Genomic DNA, 24,481 nt, shown 5'->3' with positions numbered 1-24,481 from the left:
AAAAAGGTATGTGAGCATCATGATTGAAAATCTGATTGGAGACCTTTATACTGTATTTATAGTCAAAGATAGTCAAAGTCAAATTGGGCTATCATCACGAAAAGGAGGAATCTACGCATGAAATGTCAAAACTGTGGTGTTAATGAAGCAAATGTCAATCTTGCGATGAATGTTAACAACCAGAAAATGCAAGTACATTTATGTGATGAATGTTTCCGTGAAATACAAGGTCAAATGATGAATTCCAACGATTTCTTTTCTGGATCACCTTTTGAAAATACAAACTCCAACAATAAATATTTCCAGGGAAACGGAGGAAGCGCTACGGGAACGAAAGTAAAAGAGAAACAAAACGGCGGGAACGGCCTGCTTGATCAGTTAGGTAAAAATATATCTGATGAAGCCAGATCCGGCAACATTGATCCGGTCATCGGCCGTGACGTGGAGGTCAAGCGTGTCGTTGAGACTCTGAACAGAAGGAACAAGAACAATCCGGTACTGATCGGTGAGCCTGGTGTCGGTAAAACTGCCATTGCAGAAGGGCTGGCTCTTAAAATCGTCGAAGGGACTGTCCCGTCCAAGCTGATGGATAAGGAAATATATATCCTTGACGTGGCTTCCCTTGTGGCAAATACAAGTATGCGGGGTCAGTTTGAAGAGCGTATGAAACAGCTGATCAGTGAACTGCAGGAACGTAAAGACGTCATCCTGTTCATTGATGAAATCCACCAGATCGTAGGTGCGGGTACGGCAGAGAGCTCCCAGATGGATGCAGGTAACATACTGAAACCTGCATTGGCACGCGGCGAGCTGCAGATCATCGGTGCTACGACCCTGAAAGAATACCGTCAGATTGAAAAAGACGCAGCACTTGAACGCCGTCTGCAGCCGATCATTGTGAAAGAACCGTCATTGGAGGAAGCGGAACTGATACTCCAGGGTATTAAAGACCGTTACGAAGCCTTCCATGAAGTACGCTACTCCGATGAGGCAATCCATGCATTCGTCGGCCTGTCAAACAGATATATACAGGACCGCTTCCTGCCGGATAAGGCAATCGACCTGATGGATGAAGTCGGTTCCCGTCTGAACCTGTCCAATGCAGAAAACGACTCCGGCTCGATCAGGCAGAAGCTTGAAAAGATAGCGAAGGAAAAAGACGAAGCTGCTGAACAGGAAGACTATGAAAAGGCGGCAAACCTGAAATATCAGGAACTGCAGCTTGAAAAACAGCTCGAAAAAGCTGAAGACGCAGCGCAGGTCATTGATGTGGACGTTTCCGATATCCAGTTGATCGTGGAAGAGAAAACAGGTATTCCTGTGACGAAGCTCCAGGCAGACGAGCAGGAGAAAATGCGCGATCTCCAGGGTCAGCTGGGTGCGAAAGTCATCGGCCAGGGAGAAGCTGTGGGCAAAGTGGCAAAAGCCATCCGACGCAGCCGTGCCGGCCTTAAATCCAAGTACCGTCCAATCGGTTCATTCCTGTTCGTCGGACCGACCGGCGTCGGCAAGACAGAGCTCACAAAAGCGCTCGCCGAGGAACTGTTCGGATCACGTGAATCACTCATCCGTCTTGATATGAGTGAGTACATGGAAAAACATGCAGTTTCTAAGATCATCGGTTCCCCTCCAGGCTATGTTGGACACGAGGAAGCAGGACAGCTGACTGAAAAAGTGCGTCATAATCCTTACAACATCATTTTGCTCGATGAAATAGAAAAGGCACATCCGGACGTACAGAACATGTTCCTCCAGATCATGGAAGACGGTCACCTGACCGATTCACATGGCCGTACTGTAAGTTTTAAGGAAACTGTCATCATAATGACAAGTAACGCAGGAACTGGTGTCAATACTGCAAGTGTCGGCTTTGGTTCCGACAAACATGAATCAGTATCCACTCTTGATAACCTGAGTGACTACTTTAAACCTGAATTCCTGAACCGTTTTGATTCCATCATCAACTTCAATGAACTTTCTGAAGATAACCTTCTCCAAATTGTAGATCTGATGCTCACAGAACTTCAGGAAACAGTTGAGGAAAATGAAATCAATATCACAATCACAGATGAAGCGAAAAAAATACTGGTAAAACAGGGTTACGACAAACGCTTCGGTGCAAGACCATTACGCAGAGTCATCCAGGACAAAATCGAAGATCAGCTGACAGACCTGATTCTTGAAGAGGAGACTCTGGATAACGTGAAAGTCGAAGTTCAGGATGAAGAGATAAAAGTAGTAAAAGCATAAACAGGAACAAAGAAGGCTCTGGATCCCGGGAGGATTCAGAGCCATTTTTTTATACAGTAATATCGGCATATTGTCCGTCTGTGATTCTGAGCAGTTCATCCGGAGCCAGTTCCATCTGCATGCCTCTTTTTCCGGCGGAGACCACGATGGATTCCATGGAAGAAGCTTCTGAAGAAACATATGTGGGGAACCGCCTTTTCATACCTACAGGCGAACAGCCGCCGCGTATATAACCTGTCGTCTTTTCCAGGTCTTTCATGTGCAGCATCTCCACTTTTTTGTTGCCGCTTTCTTTGGCAAGTTTCTTCAGGTCGAGTGACTGTCCGGCCGGGATGCAGACGACAATTTCCCCTGTAGTGCTGCCTGTGGCGACAAGTGTCTTATATATCTTCTCAAGCGGTATGTCCACTTCATTTGCCGCACTTTTCGCGTCCAGATGCTCTTTATCCCACGGATACTCATGGATCTTATAATCAATCTTATTGTTCTCGAGATTCCTCATCGCATTTGTCTTTTGCATCTTCTTCACGTCGATACCTCCCGGTGGTGTTGATATAACAATCATATTAGCACATTAAGGGATGATTTCCGGGGTTTCAGCTTCTTTGCCCGAGGGAAGAGAGAATCAATAATGAAATCAGGAGGAGATTTTTTGCAAAACCATCAGCTGTATATAAATGGTGAGTATACTGCATCCACCGGAGAAGAGACGATCGACGTAATCAATCCGTCGACGGGAGCAGTCATTTCAAAAACGCCCAAGGGAACTGCGGATGATATCGATAAAGCGGTAGAGGCGGCTTCCAAAGCTCAGAAAGAGTGGGAGGAAAAGCCGAATATCGAGCGCGGTAAAATTGTGAGGAAACTCGGTGATGAAATCGCCGCCGGAAGGGATACATTCATCGACCTGCTGCAGGAAGAACAGGGCAAGGATTATGAACTGGCAAGCGGTGAAGTGGATCTCGCAATCGACTATTTCCATTACATGTCGGAATGGGCAAGGAGGATGGAAGGGGACATAGTACCGAGTGACCGTCCAAACGAGAATATACTGATCTATAAGAAACCGATCGGGGTGGTGGGCGGCATCATTCCGTGGAACTTCCCGGTTTTCATACTGGCGAGAAAAGTAGCCACGGCCCTGGTGACGGGCTGCACCATTGTCGTCAAACCGAGTCAGCATACACCGAATACGACGATGGAATTCACGAAAATAATAGACGGCATGGAAGAAGTTCCGGCCGGTGTATATAATGTGGTGACCGGTGCGGGTTCTGAAATCGGCAACGCACTCGCCTCCCACAAGGATGTGGATATGATAACAATGACAGGCAGTGTAGCGGCAGGGACAAAGGTCATGGAAGCGGCTGCCAGGAATATTACCAAGGTCAATCTCGAACTGGGAGGGAAAGCGCCTGCCATCGTGACTGAAAATGCCGATCTGGATATTGCTGCAGAAGCCATAGTCACATCCCGGCTTGCCAATAATGGCCAGGCATGTACAAACGCTGAGCGTCTGTATGTCCATGAAAGCGTAGCGGAGAAACTGACTGATAAACTCACAAAAGCCTTCCGGGCTAAAAAACTGGGCAACCCGCGTGAAGATAAAAATGCCGAAGTCGGGCCGCTGATCAACCAGGACCGGCTTGAAACTGTGGAAAACATGGTGCAGACAGCGGTGGAAGAAGGCGCTCGGATTGCTGCAGGCGGCAAACGGGCGGATATTGAAAACGGCTATTTCTATGAACCGACAATCCTGACCGGTGTATCCCACGACTCGAAAATCATAAGGGACGAAATCTTTGGACCGGTTCTGCCGATTGCGACTTTCAGTACGCTGGATGAAGCGATTGAAAAAGCGAATGACACAGAGTACGGCCTGTCTTCCTCCGTATATACCGACGACCTTAACGAGGCGATGCGTGTCGTCAATGAAATGAAGTTTGGCGAAACGTATGTGAACCGCGAGAATTTCGAAGCCGTGCAGGGCTATCACGCCGGTATGCGCCAATCAGGACTCGGCGGTACAGACGGCAAACACGGAGTAGAGGACTTCCTCGTCACCCAGGCTGTCTATATGCAGTATAAGAAGGACAAAAAGTAAACAGCCGGTTAGTCGGGATCTGCAGATTTGAGTGATGGCATCCCTTTGGATATGATGATTCAAAGGGATGCTTTTCTACCTGAAAGGAAGTGAAGGGAAATGATGGTTTCCGGTCATACGGTCGACAGGGAGACACGCTGCATCCACTATCACGGCACACGGGACATCATCGCCATAAAATTCAGGTGCTGCGGAAAATATTATCCATGCTACAAGTGCCACGACGAGTGCGAAGGCCACGAAACCGGAAAGTGGAAGGCGCATGAATTCGACGAGAAAGCGATATTATGCGGAGTATGTGATACTGAGCATACAATCACGGAGTATATGGATACAGGCAGATGCAAAAACTGTCGTTCGGAGTTCAACCAGAACTGCCGTCTCCACCATCATCTGTATTTTGACGTTGGCAGATGAAGCCGATATGTTGAAAGGCACTGCTTCTTCGGATATGATTTCCGGAGAAGTATTTTTTATATTCGGAAAACTATCGGAGGTAATATCATGTCAGAAGAAAGCCTGTACCAGAAATCGAACCTTGAAAGACTGCCTGAACTATCAAAGCTTGCCCCTGAAGCCTTTAAGAGCTTCAGTCAATTCGATAAAGCGGCACTGGCCGACGGAGTGATTCCACAGAAGACGAAAGAGCTCATCGCAATTGCAGTGGCACATGTTACAGGATGCCCGTACTGCATCGATATCCATGTGAACAATGCAAAAGGCCTGGAAGTCTCCAGAGAGGAAATGGGGGAAGCCATCCTTGTGGCCACTGCACTGAAAGCCGGATCTGCAATGGCGCATGGTGTGAATGCCCTGGAAGCATATGATGGCAGCAATGAGGGGGATCTTTACAAGAAATCCAACATCAGCAGACTGAAGGAATTTTCAAAACTTGCCCCCGCAGCATTCAAAGCCTTCACACAGCTGGACAGAGAAGCAATGCAGCCGGGAGAGATTTCACAAAAAGACAAGGAACTGATCGCCGTTGCAGTGGCGCATGTTACAGGATGCCCGTACTGCATAGAAATCCATACAAACAACGCCAAAGACCTGGATGTTACCAAACAAGAGATGGCAGAAGCCATCCTGGTCGGCACAGCATTGAAAGCAGGCTCCGCCGTCGCCCACAGCGTCAATGCACTCAATGCATATGATGCATAAATAAGAAAAGATGAATCGGGGCCGATTCATCTTTTTTGCGTTTCGAAAAGTCAATGAACAGGTTTTTCATGGATTTCCTGATTGAATGAAGTGAACTGCTCGATGCCGTTTTCTGTGACCAGGACGGATTCTGTGATTGCGACTCCGAACTCGTCGAACCACAGTCCCGGCATGAGATGGAATGTCATATCGGGTTCGAGTATCGTGTGGTCGCCCGCGCGGAAGCTGATGGTGTGCTCCCCCCAGTCGGGCGGATAGCTCATGCCGATCGAGTAGCCGATGCGTGAATTCTTTTCATAGCCGTGTTTGGCGATGGCCCGGCTCCACGCGCTGTTGACTTCTGCTGCTGTGATTCCGGGTTTCATGGTTGCCATGGTTTCATGGATGCCATCCATGATGACCTTTCCGGCTTCCCTGACGTAGTCGGGCACCGGACCGATGGATACGGTCCTTGCCATGGGCACATGGTATCTGTGGTAGCACCCGGCAATCTCTATCGTCAGTGAGTCACCTTCTGTATATCTCTTGTCGCTCCAGTTCAGATGGGGGCTGGCGGTGTATTTCCCGGTCGGTATCATGGGGACGATGGATGTGTAATCCCCGCCGAATGTGTCGCTGCCGTATATCTGTGCATGGGTGATGGCGGCGGCGACCTCATTTTCACGCACGCCGGCACCGACCGTGTCGTATGCCGCCTGCATTGCATTGCCGACGATCGTTGCTGCATTGCGCATGCAGCCTATCTCCGCTTCACTTTTATACACCCTCACCCAGTTCACCAGCCCGCTCACATCTTTAAGCTCCGAATCGGGAAGCCCCACTGTGAGGCGTTCATGGCCCATGGCGGTATAATAGAATGCATCCATTTCAACGCCTGTTTTCCTGTCGCCCTTGCCCCGGTACACGAGTTCCGCAGCGATGAAATCCATCGGATGTTTGATGGTGGACTGCACGTAGTCATCGGGATAGTAGATGATATTCGGTGTGCTCATCCATGTGGTCAGTTCGGCCCCTCTGGCGTCCATGCCGCGGCCGATCCACAGCGGCTCCTTTTCATCGATGAAGACGATGACCGCCTGATGGACATAGAAACTCCATGCATCATAGCCGGTAAGGTAACAGATATTGGAGGGGTTGGAGAGTATCAGCACTTCCACACCATACTCCAGCATCTTCTGTTTCGTCCTGTTCATCCTTGTTTCATATTCCTGTCTGGAGAACATCACATCTCCCCTTTTCCCTGTATGTTCGAATGAAGCATGCCTATGATTCTTCCAGAATTGCCAGGGCATTTTCCAGATCATTTTTAAGATCTTCGAAAGATTCGATCCCTGCTGAATATCTCACGAGACTCTCGGGGATGCCGAGGGCATCGAGCTCCTCGGGTGTCGACTCCACGTGACTCGTGGTATTTGCCGGTCCGACTGTCGTTTCTACAGCACCGAGATTGGCTGCACGGTTGGCGAATTCAAGGCGCGGGAGCACTTTTTTGACAGCCTCCATGCCGCCGGCAAGTGCGAAGCTGAGCACGCCGCCGTAACGCCTCATCTGTCTTTTGGCAATATCATGGTTCGGATGATCGGCAAGGCCGGGGTAGAAAACTTTGGAGACCGCCGGATGTGAAGAAAGGTATTCGGCAACCTTCTCAGCATTGTCGCACTGCTTCTGCACTCTCAGATCCAGTGTCTTCATCCCCCTGATCATAAGATATGCACCGTTCGGGTCCATTGTTGCCCCATTGATTTCACGGTAGTGGAACACCTGGTCCACCAGGTGTTTGGCACCGCAGAGTGTTCCGCCGAGTGCATCCGCATGTCCGCCGAGGAATTTTGTTGCACTGTGGATGACAAGGTCGGCGCCTGATTCTAGCGGATTCTGCAGTATCGGTGTGGCGAAAGTGTTGTCCACAACAAGCAGTGCATCCGCTTCTTTTGCAACCTTCGCAATCCGTTCAAGGTCGGTGATCTTCAGAGTGGGGTTCGTCGGCGTCTCCAGGTGTACGACTTTACAGCTTTTCCTGATTTCTTCCTCCAGCGCCTCATGGTCCCCTGTTTCACAGAGTGTCACTTCGATGTTCATATGCGGCAGGAAGTCGCTGAAAATCCTGTTTGTCCCGCCGTACGTGTCCTTGATGCTCACAACACGGTCACCGGGACGTAAAAATGTGTACATGGTATTGCTGATTGCCGCCATGCCTGTGGAAAAACTCGTGGCAGCTTCTGCGCCCTCCAGGCGGCAGATCTTGTCTTCAAAAGATGCCAGGGTAGGATTGGTATTCCGGCCGTATATGTGCCCGTACGCCCGGCCTTTGGCAACATCATACCAGTGATCCAGATCCCCGTATTCATAAGCAACACTGTTCACTACAGGCACCTGGCTCGCACCATGCGCCCGGTAGTCCTTCTCACCCGCCCACACAGTCTCTGTCGAAAGCTCCGTCCTCTTGTTCATAAATATCACTCCCGATATGTTATCATTATTTTGTAAGCGATTTTATAAAAGTGGAATAAAAAACCTCCCGGATATACATTCAATCCAACGAAGAGTAATATTACTTCTTACTGACACTGTACCATCTAAAGCATGATTTGATAAATGAAAATGAATTATTGGAGTGGAATATATGACAAAGCAGTCAATGATCCGGAAGTTTGACCGTCAGGCAAAGTCATATGAAAAAAGGCGCAGCAGTGATAAGACATTTGAATACAGAGAGAAAATATTTTCCATGGCGGAGGGCAGAGTGCTTGAATCGGCAATCGGTGTGGGAATGAATTATCCGTTCTACCCGGATGATATCGAGCTGACAGGCATCGACTTCAGCGCTGAGATGCTCGAATCAGCCAAAGCAGCATCAGGGAATTACCGGTTCGAGGCCACTTTCATACAGGTCGATACAGAAAGCGTCGAATTTGAAGAGAACAGCTTCGACACGGTTGTATCGTCCCTCAGCCTGTGTGCATATCAGAATCCCGGGGCTGTCCTGGACCAGTTTCAGAAATGGTGCAGAACGGGCGGGAAGATACTGCTGATGGAACACGGACTCAGCAGCAGCCGGCTATTGGCCTCCTTTCAAAAACTGATCGACCCTCTGGTTTTGAAAATTGTCGGCTGCCACCAGAAAAGGGATATCAAAAAGCTTGTAAGAGACAGCAATCTGAAAATCATCAAAGAGGAACGGTATATGGCAGGGTGCCTGTATCTGATACACGCAGAAGGGGAATGACAGCTTCATCAGCGGATTATTTTTTTACCCTCGTTCAACTGGATAAATAAAGTTTACGTTTACATTTAAAGGGAATCAAAACATTAACTACGATTGAAAGGGGTATTCGATGAAGCGCTGGATGTTCCTGATACTGACTATTGCGTTGATTGGAGTTCTTGCAGCCTGCAGTGGAAACAACGAAGAGTACCAGGGAGACGAAGAAGAAACAGAGTCATTTGGCGAAACGGGTGATTCTGAAGTGATTGTCGATCTGATGGATACCAATGAAGAACAGGTGGCCACAGCAACTTTGACTGAAGGGGAATCCGGGGTCAACATTGCCCTTGAAGGTGAAAACCTCCCGCCGGGCGAACACGGCTTCCATTTCCATGAGACCGGCTCCTGTGAACTCCCCGACTTCGAGTCGGCGGGCGGCCATTATAATCCGACAGATGCCAACCACGGCATGAACGACCCTGATGGACCGCATGCAGGCGATATGGAAAATATAGAAGTGAGTGAAGACGGTACAGTGGATACTGAAGTCACAGCAGATATGGTTACACTTGAGGAAGGACAGGATAACACGCTCTTTACTGAAGAGGGCACGGCACTCATGATCCATTCTGAAGCGGATGACTATGAGTCACAGCCATCAGGTGATGCGGGCGACCGTATCGCATGCGGTGTAGTGGGTGAATAGGCATATTCCGAAGAAGGCCGTCAGATGGACGGTCTTCTTCATTTTGACATTGAGCTTAAATCTATGACATCAGGCAATATTAAATGAGATAATGAATCCAGCGGTTAATGCACGAAAGAAAGAGGTATTTGATGAAAAAGAGGAGTATATTTGCGTTGGTCATGGCCCAGGTCCTGGTCTTATCCGCATGCGGCATGAACAACAATGACGAATCGGAATTCGATCAGCAGCAGACGATCAACGATACGAACTACCAGGACAGTGACGGCAGTTCGGATAATGGTGATTGATTTTTTCGGATGAATGGAATACAGCAGACAAAAATCCATCCGGAAATTTTCGTCCGGGATGGATTTTTATGTGGGAACGGATATGAAAATATTGAAAAATTATTTTAACGGATTCTGTTTAAATAATTGCTGTATGTGAATACTATAGATAGAATAGTTACTATGGAGTATATAGAATATTCAGTAATAGAATTGGCGGAAAAGATTCCGCAAAGGGGAGAAATATGATGGAAAACAGCGCACTGGATTGGGACTTTGAAGCTGCAAGGGCAAGTGCTCCTCATGCTCTCATCATGGTGGGGTTCATAGTGGCATTTTCAATCTGGTTCGGCTTTGCCTGGGGCATAGCCGGGTGGATACTGTTTGCAGCGGCGATGATTGGCGCTGTCTATATATTGGTCGGGAGTCTCAAGAACCGGGAGCTTTCAAAATCCGCCGGCAATGACAGGACTTCTGATGTCGTACGCATAGAACGGTCGGTCGGCTTTCTCGTCGGTGTCACTTACGCTACAATTCTTATTGTTGTCATACTTATGTTCGTACTTGAAGTGGCCATGTTCATCGTACCGTTCATCACGCTGGTAATGGGGATACACTTCCTTCTGCAGGCCCCGATCATGAACCGGAGGTTCGATTACTATATCGCGCCGCTGCCTTTGATATCGAGCTGTATCGCGGCTTATTTTGCGTTCCAGCCGGATGCATCGCTTTATACGGTCTACGCAATTGCGGGCCTTGGCGGAGCGGCTGCCGCACTCATTTACGGGTACTATGTCATAGACACTTACAAAAAGATCGTCAAAAGCAGAAAGGCTGCATGATGAGCAGCCAGTTTAAAGGCGCCGGAGAATACTGTCCTCCGGCGCCTTTATAGTTTCAGTGTACAGATTGACCGATACACACAGCCCTGCAATGTCAAAACCAATTGATGAGAGATGGTATACTGTGATGCATATAATGATTATAAGGAAGGATAGCATTGAAGAAAAGTAATATATATTTCATCACCCTGTATGCGGCGCTGTTTACCACCCTCGCCATCAGCATCAGACTGGATTTCACGGATGCCCTGGACAGGTCGGTGTATTTGTTGTTGAGGGGATTTGCGGATGCGGGATGGCTGGAGGCATATCTGTCTTTCCTCTCCTATATCTTCAAGCCCTCCCATGCTGCTGTCATATTCCTCATTGTGGCTGTAATTTATTATTTCAAAAAGGATCCTCATTTCTGGCTGTATACGATCGGCGCCGGAGCAAGCCTCGCAATCGGGGCTGCAATGAAATATACTTTCCAGAGGGCGCGGCCGGATGTTGAACATGCGGCATTCGACGGTTACAGTTTTCCGAGCATGCATGTGCTGTCGTTCATGGTCCTTGTCATTCTGCTGTTCCGCCTCAGCCGGAATATCTATGTGAGGGCGGTCCTGGTCTTTCTGGTGATTTCAATGATGATTTCCCGTATTTACCTCGGCGCCCACTATCTTTCCGATACAGTGGCCAGTGTCATTGTCATTGCCCTGATCCTGCATGTGCTGGAGGAAGTCAAAGCCAGATTTTCAAGCTGATTGGTCTTCAGAGTGACAGCAGACTCTGTATGAGAAGATATACGCCTGTGCCGCTTAGAAGAACATAGGTGAAAATCCGGAATGTATCCTGATCGACCCACTTATGGATATACTGACCGATGACAAGGCCCGCGAGCACAGCGGGTGCCGCATAAAGGCTGGATTTCCAAATCAGTACGCTGGTACCGGTAAAAGTGATCTGTGTGACGAGACTGACTGAATAGATGAACAGGTAGAACGCAAGTGTCGTAGCACGCACCCTGTCCTTGTCCATGCTGGTGCCGGTGAAATAGAGCAGTATCGGCGGACCGGGCATGCCGATGCTTGTGGTGAACAGTCCGGACAGTCCGCCGGCCAGATTATCCCGACCCCGCGTCTGACTGATCCTGAAGTTCAAAATGAGCAGTAGAGTGAGCATGAGGAGCAGAACGCCGACAGAGAACTTGAAAGCCTCTATGTTAATCGACATATAGATTGCTATGCCGAAAGGGACGCCGGCGAGGCTTGCTGCTATCAGCCGCTTCAGCAGTGTGAAGTCGACCGAATCCATGATCGAACGGATGAGCGCCAATGAAATGACGAGGGACAGGATGATATTTATCTGGATTGCTTCCTGCGGATGAAACAGCATCAGAAACAGCGGAGTGGCCATTATGGAAAAGCCGAACCCTGTACTCGTCTGTAGTATGGAAGCGATGAGCGCTATGCATATGAAAAATATAAAAGCGGACACAGTGTCATCCTTTCTTGGGAACATGTTTACATAATGACCATGATACCATTTTGAGGAAAAGTTGCGAGGAGGGATTTTGATGAAGAGATGCCAGTGGGCGGGCGAGGACCCGCTCATGCAGCAATACCATGACAGGGAGTGGTGTGTGCCGTCGGGCGATGACCGGTATATATTTGAAATGCTGTCGCTGGAAGGGGCACAGGCGGGCTTGTCATGGAGGGTGGTTCTGCACAAAAGAGAAGCTTACAGGGTAGCCTTCCACGATTTTGATATTCCGCGCTGTGCAAAGCTTACGGATGAGGAGCTCGGGGATATCAAGATGGATCAAGGTGTCATCCGGCATATGGGCAAGCTGGAGTCGGTGCGGACGAATGCCCGGGCCGTGCTTGAAATTCAGAAGGAGTTCGGAACTTTTGCGGATTACCTGTGGGGATACACCGATTACACGCAGGTTGTGAACAGACGTAAGACTGATGCCGATATTCCCGCATCCACCGGCCTGTCTGAGCGCCTGAGCAAAGATCTTAAAAAGCGCGGCTTCAAATTTACAGGTCCGGTCATCATCTATTCATTCATGCAGGCCATCGGGATGGTCAATGACCATGTTGATGCATGTGGATGCCGTACGAAAAACTCAAATGTAAACTGACATGCAAAACGGGCGGGGAAAATGTTAGTATATTATCTTTTTGATTCATACAGGTCAATCCACTCTTCGACCGTCATCTTTTCGGCCAGCTCACCCAGCAGTCCATACGGAATTTTATCAGGGTTGGTAAACCGGATACAGCTTTTGCCCATGTTCAGCCTGGTCGTCATATGATTGGGGTATTCGCGGGTGAACCAGTCATACAGATTCTTATCCCGGTACATCCCCATGTGATAGACGGCGAGATGCCTCTTTTGTGAAGCGACGCCTATGAAAGGAAGCGGTTCGTTATCCACATGATAACCTTCAGGGTATCTGTCCTTCGGCACCACAAATCCCGGCATACCATGCTGGATGTCCGCCTCGAACCCCTCCGGAAGATGTTCGCTGATCACATCCCACGTTCTTATGAAACTCTCCCGCCATTTTTCATCGATTTTATCCACATATTCATCAAATGTCATTTGCACATCTCCATTTCCGGGTATTCATTAACTATATTAAATCATAAAGCAAAGAAATACAGAAGTGGCTTTTTGTTGACCGGACACCTTTTAGTGTCTTATAATTAAAGACACTAAAAGGTGTCTTATCTAAGAAGGAGGGGCAGGATGGGGGAACCGGAAGTTGAACGCGATGTTTTTACGGCCATTGCGGATCCGACCAGGAGAAAGATTGTGCATATACTGTCCCGCACCCGGGAAATGCCGCTGCATGAACTCACACCGCATTTTGATATGGGCAGGACTGCCGTTTCCAAGCATTTGAAAGTACTGGGCGAAGCGGACCTCGTCAAAGGACGGCGCACAGGGCGGGAGACGAAGTACAGGCTGAACCCGGAACCGCTGAAGGAAGTGAGGGACTGGCTGTCATATTATGAACAATTCTGGAGCGGGAACGCAGAAAAACTCAGAAAATTATTGGAGGAATAAAGATGGCGGAAATATCGCTTGATTTTAAATTCAGGAGCAGAAGGGAGAAAGTGTGGGAAGCACTGACTGATCCGGATATACTTTCTGAATGGGTGATGCCGAATGATTTCAAACCGATCGTCGGTCATCAGTGCCAGTTCCGCAACGAAGAAATAAATCTGGTCGTGGACAGTGTGGTGCTGGCTGTTGAAGCGCCCGTCAGATTGTCCTATACATGGGTGGGAGGACCACTCGATACGGTCGTCACATGGACATTGACAGAAGATGAAGAATGGACGGTTCTGCACCTGGACCATACGGGCTTCAGGGAAGAGGATATGGCATACAATGGAGCCAGATACGGCTGGAGTGATAAAATCGAAACGCTGGCACGCATATTGGACCAGGAGTGAAGGCAGGCCGAAGGAGGAGAAACGGATGGGATTTTTAAAAGATGCAGCAGCTGTTTTTAAAAAGAAAGAACTGATTTTCAAAGAAAGGCGTCAGATTTCAGGGGATGTATATACTTTCAGTTTTGAAAAGCCGGAGGGGGTGAGCTGGCAGGCAGGGCAGCACGGACTTTTCACAATTACCCACAGGAAAGTCAAACCGCCGACAAAACCTTTCACAATCTCCTCGTCCCCGCGGGAAGATGTGATTGAAGTGACGACCAGGATAGATGACAGGCCGAGTGATTATAAACAGGCGCTCCTTGAACTGGAACCCGGCATGGAGATGACCATGAGCGGTCCCGCAGGCTCTTTTCACACAGATGGCGGGGAGCGGACGGTCTTCATTGCCGGTGGAATCGGCATCACACCTTTCCATGCGATGCTCAGTGAACTGGCTGATGCGGATATCAGGGTGGAGACGCCGCCCGTTCTCCTGTATGTTGATGGGGAAGGAAAATTCACGTACAGCGGGGAGCTTTCGGACATCAGCGACAGGGGAATTGCAGAAGTGCGTTTCATAGAGTCGAGCGAAGGGCTGCACAAGGAACTTGAGCTGCTTGAAGGGGCAGACGTGGAAAAATATCTTATCGCCGGCCCCTATTCCATGGTCGAATCGGTAAGCAAGCATCTGACTGGTACCGGGGTACCGAAAAAGAACATTAGAAAAGAGACATTCATCGGATATTAGACAGGGGGATGATCAGACATGTCAGCAAAAAAACTGAACACGGAAGAAACGAAAAAGCAGCTGGAGATATCCAGGGAACGATTTGTGGCCAATATGGACAGACATGCAGGAATTGAATGGGAGCAGGTGGAAGAGAAGTTGGAATCCAACCCGGAAAAACTGTGGTCGCTTTCAGAAATGGAGCGGACAGAAGGGGAGCCTGATGTCGTCGGGGAAGAGGATGGGGAATTCATCTTCTTCGACTGTTCGAAAGAAAGTCCCGCAGGGAGGAAGAGCGTATGCTACGACCGTGCAGCATGGGAAGCGCGTAAGAAGCATAAGCCTGAAACCAGCGCGATGGAACTTGCAGAGGAAATGGGCATCACGATGCTTGATGAAAGCCAATACCGCTTTCTGCAGGAACTCGGTGACTTTGACAATAAGACATCATCCTGGCTTAGTACGCCGGATGGGATCAGGGAGCGCGGCGGTGCCATTTTCGGTGATTTCCGTTACAATATGGTATTCATCTACCATAACGGTGCGGAATCCTATTATGGTGCGCGAAGGTTCCGTGGCGCCCTCAGAGTGTAATGATCAGGAAGCATCTGCCGCGGCAGATGCTTCTTTTACATGAGTCCATCGATGATCATATAGATGCCGAGAATGAGAAGGCCGAAGCGGAGTACCTGGGAGAGGGAATGGCTGTTCAGGGCCTGGTTGATCCTGACGCCAATCTTTGACCCCATATAGGTGGCGGCGATGAGGACGGCGCCGTAGCCCCACAGTATGTTGCCCTGTGCAAAATGCCCCGCAGAGCTCGACAGGCTGGAGCTGAAAATGATCACCATGCTGGTCGCGACGGCCACATGCGGGGAGAAATTAAGGACGATGATCATCAGCGGTGTCATGAGCGCACCGCCGCCGATGCCGAACAGCCCGGCACTGATGCCGACGAAGAATGAAGCGGTGATGCCGAGCAGCGGTTTGAATTCCTTCTTATCCTGATCGGCAGCCTCCCGATTCCTGATCATCCTGGTCTTGAAAGTGAGCACCATAAAGATGAGGAGCAGGAAGGCGCCGAAGATGATGCCGAACGAATCCTGATCCAGAAACCGGCTCAAATAGGCGCCGGCCAGGGAACCGGGTACGATCCCTATGGAAAACAGCATGCCGCTTTTCAAGTCCACGGTTTTTGATCTGCCGTATGCAAGCATCGAAAACAATCCTGTAAAGACGAGTGTCAGTGAAGAGGTTCCGATTGCATTCTGGACAGACATGTCACCGATGATTTCTGTGTTGTTCGCGAGGAAGATCAGTGAAGGTACGATAATGACCCCGCCGCCGATGCCGATGAGGGCACCGATGATGGAGGCGGCAGTCCCGATGAGCAGCAGAAGAAGGATATCCATTTTGTCACCACTTTTACTTGTTGTCACTGTCTAATATAACATGAAAAACCCGGACGGATATTCGTATGATTTTGAGCAGATATATAGTATTATATTAAATACTGAAAAACCTGTGTCGGACGAAGGCAATTCGGAAAGGTGAAATGAATGGAAACTTGGATTACGGATTTCATGGAACAGTTTGGATACATGGGCATATTCCTTCTGATAATGGTGGAGAATCTCTTTCCTCCAATTCCGTCGGAAGTGATTCTGACATTCGGGGGATTCATGACAACGAAAAGTTCGATGAATATTTTTGGCGTGGTGGCCTCCTCGACGCTCGGTTCCGTCGGCGGGGCGATCGTCCTTTATCATGTGGGGCGTTTGCTCAGTGTGGAGAGAATCGAGCGCATCGTGGAGAAATACGGAAAACTCCTCCGCGTCGAGAAGAAAGATGTTCATAATGCGAACGGCTGGTTTGAGAAATACGGCGCATGGACGGTATTTTTCTGCCGCTTCATCCCGCTTATCAGGAGCCTGATTTCATTGCCGGCGGGCATGTCGCACATGAATATGTGGCTGTTTCTGGGTCTTACGACCCTCGGGACGATCATCTGGAATACGGTGCTGGTCGTCATCGGCGCCTCGGTCGGTGAATCGTGGGACAGCATCGTCGGATACATGGACATCTACTCGAATATCGTCTATGCCGTTCTGGCGCTCGCCGTCATCATACTGGCGGTGCTCTTCATAAAGCGCAGGGTCATGGCAAAAAAATAGCCTCTGGAGGCGTTACGGCACTGTGCCGTAACGCTTTTTTATATCCGATGTGTATACAGGCATCCAGTCAGGGTACAGGATACTATTATGGTTTGGACATTAAGGAAGGAGACTGTTATATGAATATTGGTTTGATCGGTGCAGGTGCAATCGGAAAATTTCTGCTGGATGAGATCAACGAAAGTGCCCATGAAAGCCTGAAGGTCACGAGTGTGCTGGTGAGGAACAGGGAAAAGTATGCGTCACTGGAATCTGACTACGGAGTGGAGCTTTTCACCGGGACCGGGGAATTCCTGTCATCCGGTATCGATATCGTGGTTGAAGCGTCGACGGTGGAAGCGGCCAAAGAGCTGCTGCCCGGAATCATCAAAGAGAAGGATGTACTGCTGATCAGCACTGGTGCACTCGCGGATGAGGATCTGGTGGCGGATGTCACCCGGAACGCGAATGAATATGATCATGCACTCCATCTGCCGTCAGGAGCAATCGGTGGGCTGGACCTGCTGCAGAATGCACAGACATTCGGGAAACTTGACGGCGTCTCCCTTGAAACACGCAAACCGGCCGGCTCCCTGACTGATGAGAATCTCGGCCGGGAAAAAGTGGTGTTTGAAGGCAATGCGGCTGAAGCGATTGATAAATATCCGAAAAGCATGAATATCTCCATCATCCTTGCTTTTGCAGGCGTCGGCATGAAAGATACGGATGTCACCATCATCGCCGACCCGGAAATCGACAGGAACGTCCATGATGTGAAAGTGACAGGGGATTTCGGTGAGGCTGAATTCACCTTCAGGAACAATCCGCTGCCGGACAACCCGAAGACAAGCTATCTTGCTGCACTGAGCGTGTGCGGTACGCTCGAGCGCATCTACAAGAACGTGAAGATCGGCAGCTGATTTTTACACTAATTGGATAAATGAACTCCCGGATATGACAAATGTCATGTCATAATGCTGACAGATTCATCTGTTATGCCCCGCCCTCAGCCGTCATAATATATATTGATAAAATAACGGGAAGAGGGAAGCATTATGACCAGAGAAAAACAGGCGCAGCTCAGGAAATCTGTGATGCCCTATGCAAACGCCGAGACGCGGGCGAGCATCATACAGCTATTGAATACGATACTTCCATTCTTTGTATTCTGGTTTTTGGCATATCAGACATTGAGCATTTCATTCTGGCTGAGCCTGCCGTTCAGCGTAATCACGGCCGGTTTCATGATCCGTTCGTTCATCATTTTCCATGACTGCACACACGGTTCATTTTTCAGGAATAAAAAGCTCAATGACTTTTTCGGCACATTCACAGGCGTAATTACACATTTCGCCTACGAGAAATGGAAACGCGAGCATTCGATTCATCACGCCACAAGCGGCAATCTCGATAAGCGCGGTATCGGCGACATATGGGTGATGACGGTGAAGGAATATGAGAAGGCGGATAAATGGGAGCGGCTGAAGTACCGCCTCTACCGCAATCCGCTTATCATGTTCGGGCTGGGCCCCTTCCTTCTGTTCCTGTATTCCAACCGCTTCAACCGAAAGGGGCCGAAACGAAAAGAGCGTCTGAACACGTATCTCATCAATGCGATACTTGTTTCAGCATACTGTCTCATCGGATTCACACTCGGCTGGCATGTCATACTGCTTGTCCAGCTGCCGGTCATCTATATCGCTGGGGCGCTCGGAATCTGGCTCTTCTATGTGCAGCACCAGTTTGAAGATTCCTATTTTGAAAACGAATCGGAATGGGATTTCGTAAAAGCTGCAGTCGACGGAAGTTCCTATTACAAACTGCCCAAATGGCTGGAATGGATGACGGGGAATATCGGCTATCATCATGTGCACCATCTCGCACCGCGCGTGCCGAACTATCACCTGGAAAAGGCGCATGAAAACACGCCGCCGCTCCATAAGGCGACGACGATCACTTTGAAAACGAGCCTCGAATCCATAAAATTCCGCCTGTATGATGAAGAGAACAAAACCTTCGTCGGCTTTAGGGATATGAGAAAGCGTCTGAAGACCAATATCAGCCAACGGCCGACAACACATTAACGATAATCAATATCCCCCTGTTCTTCAGGGGGATATTTTTGCCTATTGATACTCTGGTGTATGTGAAACTGATACAATGAAGCAAAAGAACCGGAAGGGGGAGAACCGATGCGTGACTGGTATCATATTTTTCCGAAGAACACAGGGCTGAGCCTGTACATATGGATCATCTTCTGCGTGCTTCCATTCTATTTCATATTCCGTTCCATCTCCCCCTGGGAAATCGGTGTGGGCGTTGTCATAACGATACTCTTCTTTGCGGTCTACTGGCTGACATTCAATTCCAGGGGCGCGCTGGTATATATCGGAATCAGCCTCCAGTTCATAATCAATATTGCGATGACCGTACTGTTCGGATATGTATATTTTGCACTGTTCATCGCCTTCTATGTGGGTAATATAAGAAGCAAGGCGGGATTCATCTCCATGTATGTCATCCATCTGGTGCTGACGGTGGCCGCCATCATATTTGCGTTTTTCATAAATTATGTACTATTCCTGAGCCACCTCCCGTTTCTGGTCATGACGATACTGGGCGTCATACTGATCCCTCTGAATAAATACAACAGACTCAAGCAGGAAGAGCTGGAAGTGAAGCTTGAGGATGCCAACCAGAGGATAGCTGAACTTGCCATCGTGGAAGAACGGCACAGGATTGCGCGTGACCTCCATGATACGCTCGGGCAGAAACTGTCGATGGTCGGTCTGAAGGCGGAGCTGTCCCAGAAACTGATCGACAGGGAACCGGCCAAAGCCAAAGAGGAACTTCAGGATATACAGGATACCGCGAGACACGCGCTTAAAGAAGTGCGCGAGATGATCAGTGACATGAAAAATGCAAGTCTGAGGGATGAACTCTCCCACGTCACGATGCTGCTTGATGCAGCAGGCATCAGTCATGAGATCCATAACGGGGCGGACCCGGACGAAATCCCCATGCTGACGGAGAGTGTACTCAGCATGAGCCTGAAAGAAGCGGTGACCAATGTAGCGAAACACAGCAATGCCCGCCGCTGCCTCATCACCCTGACCGAATCGGACAGGGATATATTCCTGAAAATCACGGATGACGGGAGTGCTTCTCCCGAAGTCGATTTCGGCAATGGACTGCAGGGCATGAGAGAACGCCTGACATTTGTAAATGGGGAGTGCCGGATATTCAGCTCTGAAAATGGATTTGAAGTCAATATAACAGTACCCAAAGTTTTGAGGCAGATTGAGGAGGGATGAATGTGATCAGGATTGTAATCGCCGAAGACCAGAATATGCTGCTCGGCGCACTCGGGGCGCTCCTCGACATGGAAGAGGACATCGAAGTTGCCGGCAAGGCATCAAACGGCAGGGAAGCACTCGGGCTGGTCCGTGATGTTTCACCGGATATCTGCCTGATGGATATAGAAATGCCGGTGATGACGGGACTTGACGCAGCTGAAGCGCTCAAGGGTGAAGACTGCAAAGTGATAATACTCACCACATTTGCGCGTCCGGGTTATTTCGAAAGAGCCAAGAAGGCGGATGTGAGCGGGTATTTGTTGAAAGACAGCCCGAGTGAAACCCTAGCGAATTCAATACGCCAGATCATGGCAGGCAAACGCGTCTATTCACCGGAACTGATAGATGTCGTCTTTGAATCCCGGAACCCCCTCACCCTCCGGGAGATGGAAATCATACAGCTGCTTGCAGAGGGTGGGAAGACGAAGGCGATTGCGAGGGAGCTGCACCTGTCGGACGGTACCGTCAGGAACTATGTGTCCATCATTTTGGATAAACTTGAAGTGGACAACAGGATCGAAGCGATAACAAAAGCCCGGGACAAGGGATGGCTGAAATGAATGAAGGCTGAAGATGCGGGTGGCTTTGTGTAAAAACACCAGCATATATTGCTATAATGGGGATGAGGTGGTTATATGGCAACATCGGAACCGAGTGTGTCGGCCCGCAGTGTTTCGAAAAGTTTCGGCCGCAATGAAGTGCTGAAAAATATCGACCTGGAAATCGCAAAAGGGGAGATTTTCGGTCTTCTGGGGCCCTCCGGTGCCGGAAAAACCACGCTGGTCAGGGCGCTTGCGGGGCTCGACACGCCCACAGAGGGTGAAACCCGCGTGTTCGGGGAGAAGATGCCCGACCTGAAGCTGATGAAGCGAATCGGTTATATGGCCCAGGCGGATGCATTGTATGAAGATCTGTCCGCCCTTGAGAACCTGGAGTTCTTTGCAAGCCTGTACGGGATTGAGGGAAAACGCCGGAAGGAGCGCATAAACGAACTGATCGCGCTGATGGATCTTTCCGACCGCCTGAATGTGAAGACAGCCAAATTTTCCGGCGGGATGAAACGGCGGCTGTCCCTGGTCATTGCACTGCTTCATGAGCCCGAGATGCTGCTCCTCGACGAACCGACTGTCGGCATCGACCCGGTGCTGCGCAGGAGCATATGGGACTTTTTCTATGAACTGAACAGGGCGGGCACGACGATAATAATAACGACCCACGTGATGGACGAAGCGGCAAAGTGCTCAAGGCTTGCCATGATGCAGAGAGGGGAGATCGTCGCTGCCGGTACGCCCGGCCGATTGAAAAAAGACACGGGGACAGGAACGCTGGAAGAGGCATTCCTCGTGTATGGGGGGGATTGAGATGAGGGTATTCGCCCTGTCAAAAAGGATTCTGCAGCAGCTGATCCGCGATAAACGGACATTGGCTCTGATCATATTCGCACCTATCCTCGTGCTGACGATGCTTTACCTTGTTTTCGACGGGGAGGAGTATGTTCCTGAGATCGGGCTGGTGAATGTGCCGGAGCAGGCGGCGGAGCAGATGGAGGAATCCGATGCCGAAGTGACGGTATACGATAATCAGGTCGAAGCGTACCACGGTGTCGTCTCCGGCAGCCTTGACGCATATGTCCAGTTCGAAGACGGCAGCCCACTTGTCTTTCTGGAAGGCAGCGATCCTTCGGTGAACAGCGAAATCATCCGGTGGATGCAGTCGACCCTGTCCGCACTTCAGGAAAACAGCCACGCCGCAAACCTTGAGATCGAGTATCTGCACGGTTCGGAGGATATAGGGATTTTCGATTACTACGGCCCGGTGCTTCTCGGCTTTTTCGTCTTCCTGTTCGTCTTTCTGGTCTCCGGCGTCTCTTTCATCAGGGAACGAACGACCGGTACATTGGAACGGCTCCTGTCGACCCCGATCAGGAAATGGGAGATTGTAATGGGATATCTGCTCGGCTTTGCCCTTGTGACCGTACTGCAGTCGGCCATCATAGCATGGTACAGCATATACATCCTCGATATGATGATGGCCGGAAGTTTCACAGCAGTGCTTGCCATTACACTCCTTCTGGCACTGACGGCACTGACGCTCGGCATTCTGGTATCATCATTCGCAAACAGCGAGTTCCAGATGATCCAGTTCATCCCGATCGTCGTCATCCCGCAGATCTTCTTCTCGGGCCTCTTCAATCTGGAGACCATATCAGACCTCCTGAGCTGGATCGGTCCGCTCACGCCGCTGTATTATGCAGCAGAGTCCCTGAGGGATGTAATGGTACGGGGCTACGGGTGGAGGGATATATATGACAATCTCCTGGTCCTTCTCGGTTTCTCCGCCGGCTTCGTCATACTGAACATCCTCGTCCTCCGAAAATACCGGAAAATCTAAACAGTAATCAGGCTTTTTCCAAGGCCTGATTTTTTTTACGGAATACAGAACACTTAATTTGACTGAAAATTCCGACTCGCATATGATGGATTTAAAGCGGTGCAAAAAACACAGGGCACAGACATGGTTTCAATGATCCACCAAATACAGATGCAGAAATGGAATCCAGCCTGGACGAGGCTTCTAATATCATCACTTCATCAAAAAGGAGAATTCTTTATGAGCAAAGTGAATTTGGAAGTAGCAAAGCAGATTATCGCAGGCGCTGAAGAGGAAGCTTCGAATATCGGGGTCCAGATGGTGATTTCTGTATTGGATGAAGGGGGGAATCTTATCGCCACACACCGTATGGATGATGCATGGCTGGCAAGCATTGATATAGCGCAGAATAAAGCATGGACGTCAGTAGCACTGAAGATGCCGACATCGAACCTTGAAGAGGCTACAGTGCCGAATGCAGAACTGTACGGATTGAACACGACAAACCAGGGGCGCATCGTCGTCTTTGGCGGCGGCTTCCCGCTGGAAGTTGATGGAAAGGTCGTTGGGGCAGTCGGTGTAAGCGGAAGCAGCGTTGAAAACGATGTGAAAGTTGCAGAAGCGGGTGTAAAGGCGTTTAACCAGACAACTTAAAATAAGCAGTGGTTTACACTGCGAGGAGGGATACAGTATGGAAGGAAACCGTGGTGTAGTCTATACAGGAGCCGGCAGTGTCGAAGTCCAGGATATCGAATTCCCGGATCTGGTATTGAAGGATGGCCCGGGTGTGCCAAAAGCGAACGTCGGGCGTAAATGTGAACATGGGGTAATACTCAAAGTCATTACGACGAACATTTGCGGCAGTGACCAGCACATGGTGCGCGGCCGCACCACCGCGCCGGAAGGCCTGGTGCTCGGCCATGAAATTACAGGTGAAGTGATTGAAGTCGGACGCGATGTCGAGTTTGTCAAAAAAGGGGATATCGCATCTGTCCCGTTCAACATTGCCTGTGGACGCTGTGAAATGTGCCGTGAACAGAAGACGCATATCTGTACGAACGTAAACCCTGAGAGGCCGGGTGCGGCATACGGCTATGTGGACATGGGCGGCTGGGTCGGCGGCCAGTCGGAGTATGTAATGGTGCCCTATGCGGATTTCCAGCTTCTCGTGTTCCCGGATAAGGAACGGGCCATGGAAAAGATACTCGACCTGACCATGCTGTCGGATATTTTCCCGACAGGCTATCACGGGGCACTGACGGCCGGTGTCAGAACCGGATCCACAGTCTATGTGGCAGGTGCAGGACCGGTCGGACTTGCAGCGGCACATTCAGCCCAGCTGCTCGGAGCCTCCCGGGTGATCGTAGGCGACATGAAGGCGGAAAGGCTGAAGCAGGCTGAAAGCTTCGGCTGTGATACGGTGGACCTGACCAAACACGACAGACTCGGCGAGCAGATTGAACAGCTTCTCGGCGTGCCGGAAGTGGACAGTTCCATCGATGCGGTCGGCTTCGAGGCCTCAGGCCACGGCGAGGATGGCGGAGAAAAGCCGGCGGCTGTGCTGAATACCATCATGGACGTGACACGGGCAGGCGGCAGCCTCGGGATCCCGGGGCTGTATGTAACGGAAGATCCGGGGGCATCTGATAAGGATGCACAGACCGGTTCACTGAAAGTGCGGTTCGGCCAGGGCTGGGCAAAAGCACATCACTTCACAACAGGCCAGACACCGGCCATGAAGTATAACAGGGACCTCATGAAATCCATCCTTTCCGGCAATGCGCAGATCGCCAAAGCGGTGAATGCCACAGTCATCGGTCTGGATGAAGCACCGGACGGCTATAAGGATTTCGACAGCGGTGTGGCGAAGAAATTCGTCATCGATCCGCACGGCATGCTCAAATGATATG

General features: G+C 49.8%; 29 protein-coding genes. 23 read left to right on the top strand and 6 right to left on the bottom strand.

Annotated features, from left to right (window positions below; translation table 11 throughout):
- Window positions 1-117: 117 nt before the first annotated feature.
- Window positions 118-2,250, top strand: coding sequence for an ATP-dependent Clp protease ATP-binding subunit (locus tag WN59_RS07700; protein WP_046515317.1), 2,133 nt, complete (start codon window positions 118-120; stop codon window positions 2,248-2,250).
- Between the two features lie 49 nt (window positions 2,251-2,299).
- Here the strand turns inward: WN59_RS07700 and ybaK are convergent, their stop codons facing one another.
- Entirely contained in the window at window positions 2,300-2,770 is a 471-nt protein-coding gene (gene ybaK / locus WN59_RS07695) for a Cys-tRNA(Pro) deacylase (RefSeq protein ID WP_231577176.1), read from the bottom strand.
- 132 nt (window positions 2,771-2,902) lie between these two features.
- Between ybaK and aldA the strand changes: the two genes are divergently transcribed.
- The 3 genes from aldA (at window position 2,903) to WN59_RS07680 (ending at window position 5,515) form a co-directional block, all read left to right on the top strand.
- A complete protein-coding gene (aldA, locus tag WN59_RS07690; protein WP_046515309.1) occupies window positions 2,903-4,354 on the top strand; it encodes an aldehyde dehydrogenase in 1,452 nt (483 codons plus the stop codon).
- A 99-nt stretch (window positions 4,355-4,453) separates the two neighbouring features.
- Complete coding sequence (locus WN59_RS07685; protein ID WP_046515306.1) at window positions 4,454-4,771, top strand: CHY zinc finger protein; 318 nt, start codon at window positions 4,454-4,456, stop codon at window positions 4,769-4,771.
- 87 nt (window positions 4,772-4,858) lie between these two features.
- Window positions 4,859-5,515 (top strand): carboxymuconolactone decarboxylase family protein, encoded by a 657-nt coding sequence (locus WN59_RS07680; RefSeq protein ID WP_046515303.1) that lies wholly within the window; start codon window positions 4,859-4,861, stop codon window positions 5,513-5,515.
- 50 nt (window positions 5,516-5,565) lie between these two features.
- Here the strand turns inward: WN59_RS07680 and WN59_RS07675 are convergent, their stop codons facing one another.
- Both WN59_RS07675 and WN59_RS07670 read right to left on the bottom strand, forming a co-directional pair.
- A complete protein-coding gene (locus WN59_RS07675) occupies window positions 5,566-6,738 on the bottom strand; it encodes a M24 family metallopeptidase (RefSeq protein WP_046515300.1) in 1,173 nt (390 codons plus the stop codon).
- 40 nt (window positions 6,739-6,778) lie between these two features.
- Window positions 6,779-7,966 carry a cystathionine gamma-synthase family protein gene (locus WN59_RS07670; protein WP_046515297.1) on the bottom strand — a complete coding sequence of 396 codons (1,188 nt, stop codon included), beginning with the start codon at window positions 7,964-7,966 and terminating at the stop codon, window positions 6,779-6,781.
- 172 nt (window positions 7,967-8,138) lie between these two features.
- Between WN59_RS07670 and WN59_RS07665 the strand changes: the two genes are divergently transcribed.
- The 5 genes from WN59_RS07665 (at window position 8,139) to WN59_RS07650 (ending at window position 11,280) form a co-directional block, all read left to right on the top strand.
- Window positions 8,139-8,741, top strand: coding sequence for a class I SAM-dependent methyltransferase (locus WN59_RS07665; protein ID WP_046515293.1), 603 nt, complete (start codon window positions 8,139-8,141; stop codon window positions 8,739-8,741).
- A 109-nt stretch (window positions 8,742-8,850) separates the two neighbouring features.
- Window positions 8,851-9,426, top strand: coding sequence for a superoxide dismutase family protein (locus WN59_RS07660; protein ID WP_046515290.1), 576 nt, complete (start codon window positions 8,851-8,853; stop codon window positions 9,424-9,426).
- Window positions 9,427-9,557: 131 nt separating this feature from the next.
- A complete protein-coding gene (locus WN59_RS13615) occupies window positions 9,558-9,716 on the top strand; it encodes a hypothetical protein (RefSeq protein ID WP_156172415.1) in 159 nt (52 codons plus the stop codon).
- A gap of 227 nt (window positions 9,717-9,943) precedes the next feature.
- Window positions 9,944-10,537: a hypothetical protein gene (locus WN59_RS07655; RefSeq protein WP_046515287.1), complete on the top strand. Its 594-nt coding sequence runs from the start codon at window positions 9,944-9,946 to the stop codon at window positions 10,535-10,537.
- A gap of 158 nt (window positions 10,538-10,695) precedes the next feature.
- Window positions 10,696-11,280 carry a phosphatase PAP2 family protein gene (locus WN59_RS07650; RefSeq protein WP_052747341.1) on the top strand — a complete coding sequence of 195 codons (585 nt, stop codon included), beginning with the start codon at window positions 10,696-10,698 and terminating at the stop codon, window positions 11,278-11,280.
- A gap of 7 nt (window positions 11,281-11,287) precedes the next feature.
- On the opposite strand, the gene WN59_RS07645 is transcribed toward WN59_RS07650, so the two are convergent.
- On the bottom strand, window positions 11,288-12,037 hold the full coding sequence (locus tag WN59_RS07645) for a sulfite exporter TauE/SafE family protein (RefSeq protein ID WP_046515283.1): 750 nt from the start codon (window positions 12,035-12,037) through the stop codon (window positions 11,288-11,290).
- Between the two features lie 55 nt (window positions 12,038-12,092).
- On the opposite strand from WN59_RS07645, the gene WN59_RS07640 reads away from it, so the two are divergent.
- Window positions 12,093-12,662, top strand: a complete 570-nt coding sequence (locus tag WN59_RS07640; RefSeq protein WP_046515280.1) for a DNA-3-methyladenine glycosylase I — start codon at window positions 12,093-12,095, stop codon at window positions 12,660-12,662.
- Window positions 12,663-12,694: 32 nt separating this feature from the next.
- Here the strand turns inward: WN59_RS07640 and WN59_RS07635 are convergent, their stop codons facing one another.
- A complete protein-coding gene (locus WN59_RS07635) occupies window positions 12,695-13,126 on the bottom strand; it encodes a DUF1801 domain-containing protein (RefSeq protein ID WP_046515277.1) in 432 nt (143 codons plus the stop codon).
- A gap of 147 nt (window positions 13,127-13,273) precedes the next feature.
- Here WN59_RS07635 and WN59_RS07630 point away from each other — a divergent pair, with 147 nt between their 5' ends.
- From WN59_RS07630 to WN59_RS07615, 4 genes are read left to right on the top strand one after another with little or no spacing between them, the layout of a single operon-like run.
- Complete coding sequence (locus WN59_RS07630; protein WP_046515273.1) at window positions 13,274-13,594, top strand: ArsR/SmtB family transcription factor; 321 nt, start codon at window positions 13,274-13,276, stop codon at window positions 13,592-13,594.
- Window positions 13,595-13,596: 2 nt separating this feature from the next.
- Entirely contained in the window at window positions 13,597-13,986 is a 390-nt protein-coding gene (locus WN59_RS07625; RefSeq protein WP_046515270.1) for an SRPBCC family protein, read from the top strand.
- A gap of 25 nt (window positions 13,987-14,011) precedes the next feature.
- Window positions 14,012-14,713, top strand: a complete 702-nt coding sequence (locus WN59_RS07620) for an FAD-dependent oxidoreductase (RefSeq protein WP_046515267.1) — start codon at window positions 14,012-14,014, stop codon at window positions 14,711-14,713.
- 18 nt (window positions 14,714-14,731) lie between these two features.
- The gene (locus WN59_RS07615) at window positions 14,732-15,286 is read left to right on the top strand and encodes a DUF4256 domain-containing protein (RefSeq protein ID WP_046515263.1); all 555 of its coding nucleotides are present in this window, start codon (window positions 14,732-14,734) and stop codon (window positions 15,284-15,286) included.
- Window positions 15,287-15,321: 35 nt separating this feature from the next.
- On the opposite strand, the gene WN59_RS07610 is transcribed toward WN59_RS07615, so the two are convergent.
- A complete protein-coding gene (locus tag WN59_RS07610) occupies window positions 15,322-16,104 on the bottom strand; it encodes a sulfite exporter TauE/SafE family protein (protein ID WP_046515260.1) in 783 nt (260 codons plus the stop codon).
- A 147-nt stretch (window positions 16,105-16,251) separates the two neighbouring features.
- On the opposite strand from WN59_RS07610, the gene WN59_RS07605 reads away from it, so the two are divergent.
- The 9 genes from WN59_RS07605 to fdhA all read left to right on the top strand — a co-directional run bounded on the left by WN59_RS07605 (window position 16,252) and on the right by fdhA (window position 24,477).
- Entirely contained in the window at window positions 16,252-16,866 is a 615-nt protein-coding gene (locus WN59_RS07605; protein ID WP_046515257.1) for a DedA family protein, read from the top strand.
- Window positions 16,867-16,985: 119 nt separating this feature from the next.
- Window positions 16,986-17,765 (top strand): aspartate dehydrogenase domain-containing protein, encoded by a 780-nt coding sequence (locus WN59_RS07600; RefSeq protein ID WP_046515254.1) that lies wholly within the window; start codon window positions 16,986-16,988, stop codon window positions 17,763-17,765.
- Between the two features lie 135 nt (window positions 17,766-17,900).
- A complete protein-coding gene (locus WN59_RS07595; RefSeq protein WP_046515252.1) occupies window positions 17,901-18,929 on the top strand; it encodes a fatty acid desaturase in 1,029 nt (342 codons plus the stop codon).
- A gap of 108 nt (window positions 18,930-19,037) precedes the next feature.
- Window positions 19,038-20,159 (top strand): sensor histidine kinase, encoded by a 1,122-nt coding sequence (locus tag WN59_RS07590; RefSeq protein ID WP_046515249.1) that lies wholly within the window; start codon window positions 19,038-19,040, stop codon window positions 20,157-20,159.
- A gap of 2 nt (window positions 20,160-20,161) precedes the next feature.
- On the top strand, window positions 20,162-20,761 hold the full coding sequence (locus tag WN59_RS07585) for a response regulator transcription factor (protein WP_046515399.1): 600 nt from the start codon (window positions 20,162-20,164) through the stop codon (window positions 20,759-20,761).
- Window positions 20,762-20,836: 75 nt separating this feature from the next.
- Complete coding sequence (locus tag WN59_RS07580) at window positions 20,837-21,562, top strand: ABC transporter ATP-binding protein (protein ID WP_046515246.1); 726 nt, start codon at window positions 20,837-20,839, stop codon at window positions 21,560-21,562.
- Window position 21,563: 1 nt separating this feature from the next.
- On the top strand, window positions 21,564-22,592 hold the full coding sequence (locus WN59_RS07575) for an ABC transporter permease (RefSeq protein ID WP_046515241.1): 1,029 nt from the start codon (window positions 21,564-21,566) through the stop codon (window positions 22,590-22,592).
- Between the two features lie 219 nt (window positions 22,593-22,811).
- Window positions 22,812-23,225, top strand: a complete 414-nt coding sequence (locus tag WN59_RS07570) for a GlcG/HbpS family heme-binding protein (RefSeq protein ID WP_046515239.1) — start codon at window positions 22,812-22,814, stop codon at window positions 23,223-23,225.
- A 37-nt stretch (window positions 23,226-23,262) separates the two neighbouring features.
- Entirely contained in the window at window positions 23,263-24,477 is a 1,215-nt protein-coding gene (fdhA, locus tag WN59_RS07565) for a formaldehyde dehydrogenase, glutathione-independent (protein ID WP_046515236.1), read from the top strand.
- Window positions 24,478-24,481 lie beyond the last annotated feature (4 nt).

It is taken from the genome of Salinicoccus sediminis (assembly GCF_000986795.1).
GTDB lineage: Bacteria > Bacillota > Bacilli > Staphylococcales > Salinicoccaceae > Salinicoccus > Salinicoccus sediminis.
This window is presented reverse-complemented; position numbering and strand designations above follow the sequence as displayed.

Excerpts from the sequence above, each read along its gene's own strand:
- fdhA (WP_046515236.1), top strand. The coding sequence starts at position 23,263 with ATGGAAGGAAACCGTGGTGTAGTCTATACAGGAGCCGGCAGTGTCGAA.
- WN59_RS07675 (WP_046515300.1), bottom strand. The coding sequence starts at position 6,738 with ATGTTCTCCAGACAGGAATATGAAACAAGGATGAACAGGACGAAACAG.
- WN59_RS07620 (WP_046515267.1), top strand. The coding sequence starts at position 14,012 with ATGGGATTTTTAAAAGATGCAGCAGCTGTTTTTAAAAAGAAAGAACTG.
- WN59_RS07660 (WP_046515290.1), top strand. The coding sequence starts at position 8,851 with ATGAAGCGCTGGATGTTCCTGATACTGACTATTGCGTTGATTGGAGTT.
- WN59_RS07635 (WP_046515277.1), bottom strand. The coding sequence starts at position 13,126 with ATGACATTTGATGAATATGTGGATAAAATCGATGAAAAATGGCGGGAG.
- WN59_RS07700 (WP_046515317.1), top strand. The coding sequence starts at position 118 with ATGAAATGTCAAAACTGTGGTGTTAATGAAGCAAATGTCAATCTTGCG.
- WN59_RS07580 (WP_046515246.1), top strand. The coding sequence starts at position 20,837 with ATGGCAACATCGGAACCGAGTGTGTCGGCCCGCAGTGTTTCGAAAAGT.
- WN59_RS07625 (WP_046515270.1), top strand. The coding sequence starts at position 13,597 with ATGGCGGAAATATCGCTTGATTTTAAATTCAGGAGCAGAAGGGAGAAA.
- WN59_RS07595 (WP_046515252.1), top strand. The coding sequence starts at position 17,901 with ATGACCAGAGAAAAACAGGCGCAGCTCAGGAAATCTGTGATGCCCTAT.
- WN59_RS07570 (WP_046515239.1), top strand. The coding sequence starts at position 22,812 with ATGAGCAAAGTGAATTTGGAAGTAGCAAAGCAGATTATCGCAGGCGCT.
- WN59_RS07615 (WP_046515263.1), top strand. The coding sequence starts at position 14,732 with ATGTCAGCAAAAAAACTGAACACGGAAGAAACGAAAAAGCAGCTGGAG.
- WN59_RS07645 (WP_046515283.1), bottom strand. The coding sequence starts at position 12,037 with ATGTTCCCAAGAAAGGATGACACTGTGTCCGCTTTTATATTTTTCATA.
- WN59_RS07605 (WP_046515257.1), top strand. The coding sequence starts at position 16,252 with ATGGAAACTTGGATTACGGATTTCATGGAACAGTTTGGATACATGGGC.
- WN59_RS07575 (WP_046515241.1), top strand. The coding sequence starts at position 21,564 with ATGAGGGTATTCGCCCTGTCAAAAAGGATTCTGCAGCAGCTGATCCGC.
- WN59_RS13615 (WP_156172415.1), top strand. The coding sequence starts at position 9,558 with ATGAAAAAGAGGAGTATATTTGCGTTGGTCATGGCCCAGGTCCTGGTC.
- WN59_RS07610 (WP_046515260.1), bottom strand. The coding sequence starts at position 16,104 with ATGGATATCCTTCTTCTGCTGCTCATCGGGACTGCCGCCTCCATCATC.
- WN59_RS07600 (WP_046515254.1), top strand. The coding sequence starts at position 16,986 with ATGAATATTGGTTTGATCGGTGCAGGTGCAATCGGAAAATTTCTGCTG.
- ybaK (WP_231577176.1), bottom strand. The coding sequence starts at position 2,770 with ATGCAAAAGACAAATGCGATGAGGAATCTCGAGAACAATAAGATTGAT.
- WN59_RS07630 (WP_046515273.1), top strand. The coding sequence starts at position 13,274 with ATGGGGGAACCGGAAGTTGAACGCGATGTTTTTACGGCCATTGCGGAT.
- WN59_RS07670 (WP_046515297.1), bottom strand. The coding sequence starts at position 7,966 with ATGAACAAGAGGACGGAGCTTTCGACAGAGACTGTGTGGGCGGGTGAG.
- WN59_RS07590 (WP_046515249.1), top strand. The coding sequence starts at position 19,038 with ATGCGTGACTGGTATCATATTTTTCCGAAGAACACAGGGCTGAGCCTG.
- WN59_RS07665 (WP_046515293.1), top strand. The coding sequence starts at position 8,139 with ATGACAAAGCAGTCAATGATCCGGAAGTTTGACCGTCAGGCAAAGTCA.
- WN59_RS07655 (WP_046515287.1), top strand. The coding sequence starts at position 9,944 with ATGGAAAACAGCGCACTGGATTGGGACTTTGAAGCTGCAAGGGCAAGT.
- WN59_RS07640 (WP_046515280.1), top strand. The coding sequence starts at position 12,093 with ATGAAGAGATGCCAGTGGGCGGGCGAGGACCCGCTCATGCAGCAATAC.
- WN59_RS07685 (WP_046515306.1), top strand. The coding sequence starts at position 4,454 with ATGATGGTTTCCGGTCATACGGTCGACAGGGAGACACGCTGCATCCAC.
- WN59_RS07680 (WP_046515303.1), top strand. The coding sequence starts at position 4,859 with ATGTCAGAAGAAAGCCTGTACCAGAAATCGAACCTTGAAAGACTGCCT.